This is a genomic window from Fulvivirga maritima, from assembly GCF_021389955.1.
In the GTDB taxonomy this organism is placed as follows: Bacteria; Bacteroidota; Bacteroidia; order Cytophagales; family Cyclobacteriaceae; genus Fulvivirga; species Fulvivirga maritima.
The window spans coordinates 876,818-888,107 of sequence record NZ_CP089980.1; the positions used below are offsets into that span (position 1 = coordinate 876,818).

General features: G+C 39.1%; 8 protein-coding genes and 1 pseudogene. 2 read left to right on the plus strand and 7 right to left on the minus strand.

The features are described from left to right. Positions 1–143: 143 nt before the first annotated feature. The 4 genes from LVD15_RS03610 to LVD15_RS03625 form a co-directional block, all read right to left on the minus strand. Entirely contained in the window at positions 144–3,455 is a 3,312-nt protein-coding gene (locus LVD15_RS03610; RefSeq protein WP_233778967.1) for a glycosyl hydrolase, read from the minus strand. A 1,187-nt stretch (positions 3,456–4,642) separates the two neighbouring features. After that, a complete protein-coding gene (locus tag LVD15_RS03615; RefSeq protein ID WP_233778969.1) occupies positions 4,643–5,080 on the minus strand; it encodes a lipocalin family protein in 438 nt (145 codons plus the stop codon). A 270-nt stretch (positions 5,081–5,350) separates the two neighbouring features. Beyond that, positions 5,351–5,734, minus strand: coding sequence for a hypothetical protein (locus LVD15_RS03620; protein ID WP_233778971.1), 384 nt, complete (start codon positions 5,732–5,734; stop codon positions 5,351–5,353). 112 nt (positions 5,735–5,846) lie between these two features. After that, the gene (locus LVD15_RS03625; RefSeq protein WP_233778973.1) at positions 5,847–6,746 is read right to left on the minus strand and encodes a HEAT repeat domain-containing protein; all 900 of its coding nucleotides are present in this window, start codon (positions 6,744–6,746) and stop codon (positions 5,847–5,849) included. A 711-nt stretch (positions 6,747–7,457) separates the two neighbouring features. Here LVD15_RS03625 and LVD15_RS03630 point away from each other — a divergent pair. Together LVD15_RS03630 and LVD15_RS03635 are read left to right on the plus strand one after the other, a co-directional pair. Continuing rightward, the gene (locus LVD15_RS03630; protein WP_233776495.1) at positions 7,458–7,772 is read left to right on the plus strand and encodes a transposase; all 315 of its coding nucleotides are present in this window, start codon (positions 7,458–7,460) and stop codon (positions 7,770–7,772) included. Next, positions 7,769–8,629: an IS3 family transposase gene (locus LVD15_RS03635; protein ID WP_233780927.1), complete on the plus strand. Its 861-nt coding sequence runs from the start codon at positions 7,769–7,771 to the stop codon at positions 8,627–8,629. Before LVD15_RS03630 ends, LVD15_RS03635 begins: the two co-directional genes overlap by 4 nt. Here the strand turns inward: LVD15_RS03635 and LVD15_RS03640 are convergent. From LVD15_RS03640 to LVD15_RS03650, 3 genes and pseudogenes are all read right to left on the minus strand, one after another. After that, positions 8,630–9,751, minus strand: a pseudogene (locus tag LVD15_RS03640) (IS256 family transposase); the annotation flags it as partial. A 113-nt stretch (positions 9,752–9,864) separates the two neighbouring features. Beyond that, positions 9,865–10,428: a hypothetical protein gene (locus LVD15_RS03645; RefSeq protein ID WP_233778977.1), complete on the minus strand. Its 564-nt coding sequence runs from the start codon at positions 10,426–10,428 to the stop codon at positions 9,865–9,867. 106 nt (positions 10,429–10,534) lie between these two features. Then, positions 10,535–11,254 carry a HEAT repeat domain-containing protein gene (locus tag LVD15_RS03650; protein WP_233778978.1) on the minus strand — a complete coding sequence of 240 codons (720 nt, stop codon included), beginning with the start codon at positions 11,252–11,254 and terminating at the stop codon, positions 10,535–10,537. Between the last annotated feature and the right edge of the window lie 36 nt (positions 11,255–11,290).

Below are 11,290 nucleotides of genomic sequence, written 5' to 3' on the forward strand. Positions count from 1 at the left end.
GGTTGAAAGCCCTTACACACAGGAGTGTATGTTCAAAACTTACACATGGTAGATCCATGTTGAAAACCTGAACCAAGGTTGTGAAAACATAAAAAAACAGGCACGCAATGGCCTGTCTTTTCATCTTATAGTTTCATATCTAATTATTGCTTGATAAAGCTATAATTTACTTCTCGTCCGGCATGAGAGACTTTGATATAATATATACCCGATTCTAAGGTGGCAATATTAATTTGATCCGATGCCTGAAGCTCATCTTTTTTCATTACCACTTTTCCTAGGTTATTATAAATGCTTAATTCTGCTCCTTTAAAATCATCTGACAAGGCTATATTCAACACATCATTTGCAGGATTAGGATAGATCATCATGCCATTATCAGCATTTTCATTTATATCCGCACTTGCTCTTGCTGTACTATTCGCAGAATTTTCCACAATCTCAAACTCGGTATTACTAGACCATACCCCCGTATATCCTGATGCACCTGTGATTGTGAGTCGTACATAGCGAGCTGATATTTCCGAAAAACTATCAGAAATAGGTTGCGTTGTACTGGTATTCGTACTGCGATCTACCATATAAGAATTGGTGAAATATAGGTTGTCAGACAGCTCAACAGTAAACTGATAGGCTCTATCCTCATAGGTAGATAGCCTGGTGCCAGTAATTCGTTTGTTTTCTCCGTAATCAATGATAACCGTTTGAGGAAAGCCCTCTGCTGACCACCGGGAATCATAATCGCCATCAATAATATTTGTAGCCGGGTTCCCCTCTTGTTCTTCAGACGCAGATATGATTAGCGGATAAGACGGGGCAGAGGCACAACTAGCAGGGTATCCGCCTGTGATCTCAATATAGTCTACATTACCTAATCCCTCAGCGGTAGTTGCTTCTATTCTAATATCAGCCGTGCCTACTTGAACCGGAATATTAACTGATGCATTGAGATAAGTACCAAAGCCCCCAGTAGCGAGGAATGGCAAGCTGGCCACTATACTATCATTCACCAAAATATTCCCAGGACGATTAGTGGCTGAAGCATAGCGAATGATAAGAGTTTCTGTACCATCAGCCATGAAGTTGATCTTATAGTCAATACCGTTACCAACAGCGTTAGTAGTATTGGCAGCTCCTGATCCTGTATAATTAAAGTCCGTATCTATAGTGCCATCCACACCACAAAACCCTGCTTCGTTTTCCTGTATGGTTTTGGTTACAGGAGAATTATAAAAATCATCTGAATAAGCCATAGTAGACTCCTGATTTTGATATACCTCCCCTGCAGGGTATAACGCTCCGGTACCTGAGTTAGTCATTCTTAAGGTCTCATTGCAGCCATCCCACACATAATATCTCTCTACAAAGGGGGCATTTTCCAGCATGGCAATGAATTCCTGAATCACCTCTGCATTTTCATCTACACCTGGTTCGTTACCATTATAAGTCCAGTTGCATCCATTATTAAACTCCGTAATCCAGATGGGGCGCCCGGTATTATTATGAACAGATAATAATTGATCATAAAGCTGCTGCGCGGTATAATTAGCTCTATAAAAATGCCATGCTACAAAGTCAACACGATAGCCTAGGGCATCTGCCTGATTCATGAATTCATAAGTCCAGGACAAACCACCATCAGTAGTGGCCGGCGCACCAAGCCTTAACCCTGATTCCATCATAGATGGCCAGGCGGCTATGGCATCTGCTACCGAGCTAAAGCCATCATCAACCGAGTTATCAGGCTCATTATACCCCAAGGCATGCGTACAAGAATATTTATCGTAGAAGTTATCATAAGAATTCCAGTTAGGGTTATGCCTCATAGGCACATACTCTCTATCCAAGGTTCCATAATCGGTATTATTATAGTCATAAAATGAACCGCAATTAAACCTGTCAGCATCTGCTACACTACCTCTCCATCCTTTTTTGGTGGTCCACCTCCATTGTCTTACCACTACCATGGAGGCCGTATTCACTAGCCCTTCAGGCATTTCATCTATAATCAGATCGGTATCATCAGCTATATATACCCTACTGCCTCCGGTTCCGTTAGCATTAACTGCAAATGTGGCCATATAGCCCTTTTTCAATATAAATGACTCAATATTATCATTCATAGCACCCAGGTCAGCAGTTTTATAATGCTGATTAATCACAAAATCCATAGATGACCCACTTTGGCCAGCTCCTGCATAGACCGTTAATGCAGCATAATCGTTAGGGTGCGCCATTACCATTGCCCCTTCCAGGTAATTAGTCACTCTGATGTTAGTTCCTAAAACAGGAGCATCTCCCTCGACAGTCATATACGCCAGTGGGCCATTAACCACAGCCGAAGGAATCATATTAGGGAAATACACCCAAGTATCAGTGGTGGCAAAATCAATCACACCATCAACAATAGGGGCGGTTGAAGAGGTCAGCGTGATTTGCCCGACACCTGTTAACTTAACACTATCACTAAAAGAGGTCATGGTAGCGCTATAATTATCATATACGGTAAGAGAAGCACTGTAAACATCCTGCTCCACGTTCAGTATAGCTGCATTCATTGCATCTTCAGCAGTAAGAATATCCCCTACGTCAGCGGATGTATTATTTAACACTGCCTGTGAAAGATTTACTTCAGCTTGAAGATCAGCATACACCGTTGATCCGGCAGGCACAGGTTCAGGGTTTGCTATCATAGTGTTGGCCTGATCAACCAGAGACTGCAACTTCACTTTGGTAACAGGAAGACTATAAAGCTTCACATCATCTGTAAAAACCTTAGCATAGGCACCAGTTCCTGAGTTTCCTGCCCTCACTCCTACCTGAATATATCCGGATGTTTGACTAGTTAGCCTGAAAGAAATGGTAGTGGTGTTCCAGGCTCCCAATGAAGAACTATAGGTAAAATCAGATAAGGCACTATTACCATCATCTCCCAGCCAACCCGTTAAGTTAGCAGCAATACCATTGGTTCCAATAAATGTGCTCACCACCTCCATTTCGTACAACCCTGCAGGCAAGGTTACAGCCTGGTTATAGACAATATCACCACCCCAGCCAATAGTGGTTCCGAGCGCTCCCTGCCCTGAGCCACTGGCTCCATTAGAACCTGTGGCAGGCACCTGACTACTATTCAACAGCCCTTCCCAGCCAAATTCGAAAGTTCCAACGGCACCCCAGCCATCGGCAATCGCCAAGTTCCAACCACTCACCTCGTTGGTTATGGGAGGACCAGTAGTGGGTATAGAAGAGGAATCACCAGTGAGATAATTACAATTATTATTAAAACCAGGGTTAGAAAGGTGGGTATTGGTAATATCTGTTTGTGCGTGCGAATTATATCCGGCTATAGATGCCGAAAATATTAAAAGACAATAAAGCCATGACTTATACCATCTGAAATAAACTGCTACATTGTCTGCAATTTTTGAGTAGGTTAAATAGATACATTTTTTCATTTTACAAGGTTTAGGTTGAACTTTTATTAATACTATTTCATTTCTAATTCATTTTTTGGATTGAAAATTCTATACTTATTCTGGTAATTCATTGAGCTGATAAGGTGACAACAACATATTTTTTCAAATCAATTGCTACTACAAGCCAGTCATCTAGTCTGAATAAAGAAGGATGACACCTAAACAACTAACCACCAAGACAATAGCGACATATAACATCTACGCATAAGCTTGAACACTGAAAATGTTATATTACCCACTCCTTTAATTTAACATTTCCAATAATATATTGACATTTAAAGTCGATATATTATTCCCTCCAACCCTACTCAGCTCAGCGGCAGATGCTTCTAATGAAATTATAAAGATTTGACATTTAGTACCATGTTAGGTAGGCTGGTGATCATGATGAAGTTCGGAACTACGTACATTAACTGATCTTCTGAAATAGCAACCCTACCTTTGTAATGAGGAAGTCCTCTCTAAGGGAATCGGGAATTTCAATTTCTGCCATTGCCTCAAAAGAATCATTAATGATCATTAAAAACTGTTTTGGAGTTGATTGGGTATTGCTTTGTGATCGGTGCATCCGATAAAAATCGCCTGAGTATTTACTTTATTCAAAAAAAAGGTCACCGTATAGGTCTCATTTTCATTGATAATAAAGGTGTTTTACTGGAGGGGGTAAAATTAAAAAACCCTCCAAATCGTGAAATTTGGAGGGTTTTGTACTTAGATGGTTATCTAATCGTCGGGATGACTGGATTACAACTACCCCTTATTAATTATTGAATATCAATTACTTAACTGAATTTTAATTTTTAAGGAACACGAATTGGAGCCTTTTATTTTGACCTCCATTGTTCTTGTTTCAATTTAGTTAATTATGGGTTTTGTTACAAGGTTGAACATCGGTATTGCATGCCTGTACATGTGACCCTGCCTTAATATCAGTGTCTTTTAAATAGCCTAAATAAACTAGCAGCACTATATGAAAGACTACTAGCCTCAGAAAAGGGAAAAGTGGAGACGCTTAAAAACAAGGTAAATAGATCTTAATATATTTTGAATGGCCGACAATTATAACGGCCTAGATTTAGCACGTGTATTGCTTCGCTACGTGCGATATATATTAGTATTAGAATAAAGTACAGGAACTTCAATGTTATTTTGTAATAGATAGACATCTATTCTATAGCAGTGAAAATATATTCACTTCTTCCTGTAACTTTTTTACTATCATAGTAGCCATACATAATTATTAACTCTTCCTGATTAAGTGAAAAAATAGACGCGCTTCCATAAAAGGTTAAAATCCTTAAGTCATCACTTATTTCCCATGTACCAAAATCATCTGTAGACTCTGGAAAACACTTTTGATTATACATGAAACTAAATTCTTGATTTTCCTTTTTAAAAACTAGTACATCATCATCTTGGCAATCCTTTTTAATGTTATTTCCATCTGGATCTATTATTCGATCAATTTTCCACGATTTTTCAGATCCATTTGTCAAAAACTGAATATACTGTTCTTTTGTAACAGGATCATCTTCATCATCTTCGCAGGCAAAAACAAAACATACTATACACGTCGCCAATATTAGTTTAAAAAATTTATTCATTGTTGTTTATTTATATTTGTCTTAATTTAAAAATGAAAATTTCTTACTGCTTTGGGTAAGATTCATCACGCTCTCTGTATGATTAGCATCCATTGATGCCAACAGCTAATCATCGGTCAATCTAATAGATAAAAATAATATCAACAAAAAAATTAGAAATTATAAATACTCCAATTTAGGAAGATGACTCATGAGTTATAATACCTCTATTCTCGTTACAGTATCACCATAACCTAACTGCAAAAATTAGCTTCTAATCGCATAACAAACCTAATACCCTTCATCAGATATACCATAATCAGATTTATTAACAGTATACCAAGCTCTTAACTCTTGTAAGGCTTGCTCGTAATTATCTACTGCCAGTTCTCCGTCTTCTGCGGGGAGGGGCTGAGCAGTAAGGTGTGGGGCAAGGTATTCCATTACTCTGTAGCCACAAAGGATAGCGGCTTCGTTATCTGGGTCTGCGGAGGTGCAGTTGTTTTCATTGCTGTTAATGATGGTGAAGAGATAATCAAAGGCCGTTTTGTTACGGGTGTATACCAAGTCTGGCACTAGTTCATAGACCAGGTTATCATTGACCGGAAGGTTTTCAAGGATGCCTATTATTTTTTGAGCTGAAGCCTCATCTCCCATGCGAGATAAGGCTAGCAAGGCGGACCATTGTAACCCGCTATCCTTAGTCTTACCGAAGGACGACTAAGGATTTATGAATGGTAACGAGTGTCTCTGACACGGCGAATTGGCTTCTTATCTCAAAAGCAATCTAATAACCTTCCTCCAATATACCATAATCAGACTGATGATTAGCATACCAAGCCCTTAACTCTTGTAAGGCTTGCTCGTAATTATCTACTGCCAGTTCTCCGTCTTCTGTGGGGAGGGGCTGGGCGGTGAGGTGTGGGGCAAGGTATTCCATTACTCTGTAGCCACAAAGGATAGCGGCTTCATTATCTGGGTCTGCGGAGGTGCAGTTGTTTTCATTGCTGTTAATGATGGTAAAAAGATAATCAAAGGCGGTTTTGTTGCGGGTGTAGACTAGGTCTGGCACTAGTTCATAGACCAGGTTATCATTTACCGGGAGGTTTTCTAGAATGCTGATGATCTTTTGAGCTGAAGCCTCATCTCCCATGCGAGATAAGGCTAGCAAGGCGGACCATTGTAGCCTGCGATTGGAGGATGACGCATAGCTTTTCAATGTATTCTCGGCTTCTAAAATATTTACATAGCCGATTAACTTGATCAATTCTGGTTTGTGGTATTTTATAGTACTCAAGGCAGACAAAAGCGCTTGCTGCTCTTTGGCTGAAAACAAGTCTCTATCAAACTCAGTGAGAAATTCTATGTTATCTCCTGAAAGGCCGGAATCTTTATCTTTTACACCTTCTATAAGTGCTTCTATAGCTGCTTTTTTAATCTGTTGATTATCAGTATTAGTGGCTGAGCGATAAGCAATATAGTAGGCCTTACCTCTCACATCATCTATTGAGTCTTTGTAATACGGTGTAAGCTGATTCATTAAAGTCATATCTCCAGAGAAAAACGCTGAAGGTATTTGTGGGTAAGAACCCGTTCTTACGGATTGAAAGTAAGTGCCTATGTCCTGGCTTCTTACTGTGAAGGTAAAGAGACAGGCTATAAATATGGGGAGTAGTGTTTTTTTCATTTATTGATTAGATTGATAACTTTTTGTGTAACCTAGGTAGGTAGCACGCGTATTGCTATCGCTACGCGCGCTAGGGGATAGTATCCTGACACCTCCTAGTCATCGTCCGCTCAAATACCTGACTGATTATGGAACTACACAATAACTGCTAAAAAGGATAAGATTTTGTTGCTTAATATCGTGTTAGAGACACTAGTGATCATCGGAAAGTCGTAGTTGTAGCTACGAACGGCTAAGTAGTATACTGCCCACAATAATCGAGGAAAATATGCCATTGATATTATTTAAATGGCTAACCCCAATGTAAACCTTCGTTTAAGAATACATTTTCATAAGTATTAACAGTATATACATATACCTAAAACAAACCCTAAAGATTTTAATCAATTAAGGTTTGTCTTCACACAAAGTATTATTCTAGTAGGAATGAGTTTAAAAGGGAGTGTTAGCTCATCTCTGTCTGCTTCCCTCCCAGGGGCTAGCCCCTGGGAGGGAATTTTTTATTTTTTGGTTTGACTGGTTTTTAGTTCCAGTTCCAATCTTCCCTCAAATCTAATGGCTAATTGCTGCACCGTCAAACCCCAATTCCGCAAAGGTGAAGTCCATTTTTTCTCAATACGTCTGCAAACTAAGTAAACTAATTTCATCAAGTGGACCTGCTACATTTGATTGGACAGTAAGTTAAGCGCTTTTGAGTTAAATTTACTAAATATGAAAAGAGCAAGAAGAGAGTTTGACAAGGAGTTTAAACAGATGGCAGTGAACCTGTGCCTGTCAGGAAAAAGTACAAGAGAAGTAGCTGATGAGCTTGGTTTAAGGACTGAGCTGGTTACCCGATGGAAACGTGAATACAATGAGTACAAAGAAGGTAGTTTTTCAGGTCATGGTAATCAGAATTTAACCTCAGAACAAAAGGAGATAGCCCGTTTAAAACGAGAACTGCGTGAAGCCCAACTAGAAAGGGATATTTTAAAAAAGGCAGTAAGCATCTTCTCCAAGGGAGACAACAAATATTCCGGTTCATAAAGGAATACAACCACAGATTTGGTGTTGAGAGGATGTGTAAAGTACTTAAAGTCAGTAGAAGTGGTTTCTATAATTGGAGCAACAGAAGGCCATCAATGAGAAAGTTGGAGAATGAAAAGGTATCCGCATGTATCAGGACTATACACAGCAATAGCAGAGGAAGGTATGGTAGCCCGAAGATCACCGAGGAGTTACGAGACCTGGGTTGGCGTATCTCTCGCCCCAGAGTGGCCAGGATCATGCGTAACCAGGGCATTAGAAGTATTATTTGCAGAAAGTTCAGAGGAACTACCACCCAATCAAGACACAACTATCCAGTAGCTAAAAACCTATTAAACAGAGATTTTCAGGCAAACCTTCCGGGGCATAAATGGGTCTCTGATATTACATACATCCCCACTGGTCAAGGTTGGATGTATTTAACCATCATTATGGATTTGTACGATCGAAAGATTATAGGATGGTCATTGAGTAGGTCTATGGCGTGCCATGATACAATATGGCCAGCCTGGAGAATGGCTTTAATTAATAGGCCAATAACAAACCAATTAATATTTCATTCCGACCGGGGAGTGCAGTATGCCACCTATTCTTTTTCAGATCACCTCAAAAGTAAGGGTATACAACAAAGCATGAGTAGAAAAGGTAATTGCTGGGATAATGCTGTGGCAGAAAACTTCTTTAAGATACTGAAGTCAGAACTGGTCAAACATACCAATTTCTATAGTATTCTTCAGGCCAAGAATGACCTGTTCGAATTTATAGAAATATGGTATAATAGAAAAAGAAAACATTCGCACTTAGGATATAAGACGCCTGAACAATTTAATAACCATAACTATTCAAAATGTGCTTAACTTATTGTCCAGTTTTTTGTTGCAAATCCACAAGGCCATATCACTGGTAAATGCTCCCTTACTCTTGGTAACTTTTCTTACTTGTCTATGAAAGCCCTCCACTGGATTTGTAGTGTATATTAACTTTCTTATGGGTTTACTGTAATCGAAATAAGTGCTAAGTAGTTCCCAGTTATCATTCCAAGATCGTATCACCACAGGATATTTCTTTCCCCATTTTTCTTCCAGTTCTAATAAAGCAGTCTCTGCCTGATCTTTTGTGTCTGCTTGATAAACTAATTTAAGATCTTGTATAAACACTTTCTGTTCTTTACTGGCTACATATTTCAAGCTATTTCGAATCTGATGAACTACACAAAGTTGAACATCTGTTTGTGGGTAGATGGAGTGTATCGCTTCACTAAAACCTTTCAAGTTATCAGTGCAGGCTATCAAAATATCTTTCAAGCCTCTATTTTGTAGCTCAGTAAGTATCTGAAGCCAAAAATTAGCTCCTTCGCTTTCTGATAGGTACATGCCCAATATCTCCTTGTTGCCCTGCTTATTGATCCCTAAAATATTATAAAGGGCTTTATGCTTCACCTTACCTTCATCTCGCACCTTGAAATGCATGGCATCTAGCCAAACAATACAATAGACCGATTCTAATGGCCTATTTTGCCACTCCTTTACTTTAGGGATCACTCGGTCTGTGATATCACTTAACACCTCTGTTGATATATTTGTGTCATACATCTCCTTGATGTGCTCTTGAATATCTCTCAAACTATTACCTAGCCCATACATGGCTATTATTTGCTTCTCAAGATTGTCTGCCAGTATACGCTGGCGTTTCTCTACTATTCTTGGCTCAAAGCTGCTATGACGATCTTGAGGAGTATTTATCTCAACGTCTCCTAAACTACTCTTAACTGTTTTCTGGCCTTTGCCATTGCGCTTATTGCCATGAGAGCGTCCTTTTTCTTCACTGGATAGGTGATCCTCCATTTCTGCTTCCAGAGCTTCTTCTAAGAACTCCTTCAACATGGGGCTGAAAGCCCCATCCTTACCAAATAGAGATTCTCCTTTTAAAAATTGTTTAAGTGCTTTTTCCTTTAATTCTTCTTTCTCTTGTTTGTTCATTGCTCTTTAGTCTAAACATTATTTCTTTATATCCAAAGTTTAGACAGAGATGAATTGACAGTCTCGTTTAAAATTCACCAAAATAAAATTACACTTCCCTTACTTTAAAATTATCAATCTTCACTAAGTGCCCCTTTCTTATCAATTTTAATAATCTGCAGTTCGGATAAATCATCAGCTATCGAAAGATCTTCTATGCCCACTAAAAAGTAATTATCTCCTAATGGAAGTATTCCACAAGTCAACTTGTGAGCATAATCTACTGTATATTTCACCCCCTCAATATTGGCATAAGTTACTTCCATATCATTTCCAATAATTAAAAATCCATCATTGTCGGCTTCTACAACTGAATGCGCCCCTGAGTTTATTTTAGGTTCTTCCCAAATTTTTATATCTTTTTCAAAGCATATATAGTTATCATGAAGTATCATTAGCAGATCTCCCTTCACGTAAAAAACAGGTTCATACAAATCTCTTACTTTTGTAATAGGTAATTTATATTCGTCTACAGGATGACCGTCTTCATTCAAATCCATTCTAATAAGCTCACGCGTAGCACTATCCTCTAATATGAGGGTATATCCTGATTCCATATTTTTTACAAAAGCAATTAAATCAGTTTCCTCAGCTATTGAAGTAGGCAAATCATAACTTGCCACTAAATCCCCATCCATATTAATTTCCCCGCTATCCTTAGTCTTACCGAAGGGCGACTAAGGATTTATGAATGGTAACGAGTGTCTCTGACACGGCGAATTGGCTTCTTATCTCAAAAGCAATCTAATAACCTTCCTCCAATATACCATAATCAGACTGATGATTAGCATACCAAGCCCTTAACTCTTGTAAGGCTTGCTCATAATTATCTACTGCCAGTTCTCCGTCTTCTATGGGGAGGGGCTGAGCAGTAAGGTGTGGGGCAAGGTATTCCATTACTCTGTAGCCACAAAGGATAGCGGCTTCGTTATCTGGGTCTGCGGAAGTGCAGTTGTTTTCATTGCTGTTAATGATGGTGAAGAGATAATCAAAGGCCGTTTTGTTGCGGGTGTATACTAGGTCTGGCACTAGTTCATAGACCAGGTTATCATTTACCGGGAGGTTTTCTAGGATGCTGATGATCTTTTGAGCTGAAGCCTCATCTCCTATGCGCGATAAGGCTAGCAAGGCGGACCATTGTAGGCTGCGATTTGAGGATGCCGCATAGCTTTTCAATGTATTCTCGGCTTCCGAAATATTCACATAGCCGATTAACTTGATGAGTTCTGGCTTGTGGTATTTTATAGTACTCAAGGCAGATAAAAGCGCTTGCTGATCTTTGGCCGAAAACAAGTCTCTATCAAACTCAGTGAGAAATTCTATATTATCTCCTGAAAGACCAGAATCCATATCTTTTACACCTTCTATCAGTGCTCCTATAGCTGCTTTTTTGATCTGTTGATTATCAGTATTAGTGGCTGAGCGATAAGCAATATAATATGCAACATTGATAAGACTTATCAAAATTAAAGTAGTAACCTAAAGCTCTAGTAATTCTCT

Excerpts from the sequence above, each read along its gene's own strand:
- LVD15_RS03610 (WP_233778967.1), bottom strand. The coding sequence starts at position 3,455 with ATGAAAAAATGTATCTATTTAACCTACTCAAAAATTGCAGACAATGTA.
- LVD15_RS03615 (WP_233778969.1), bottom strand. The coding sequence starts at position 5,080 with ATGAATAAATTTTTTAAACTAATATTGGCGACGTGTATAGTATGTTTT.
- LVD15_RS03625 (WP_233778973.1), bottom strand. The coding sequence starts at position 6,746 with ATGAAAAAAACACTACTCCCCATATTTATAGCCTGTCTCTTTACCTTC.
- LVD15_RS03630 (WP_233776495.1), top strand. The coding sequence starts at position 7,458 with ATGAAAAGAGCAAGAAGAGAGTTTGACAAGGAGTTTAAACAGATGGCA.
- LVD15_RS03645 (WP_233778977.1), bottom strand. The coding sequence starts at position 10,428 with ATGGATGGGGATTTAGTGGCAAGTTATGATTTGCCTACTTCAATAGCT.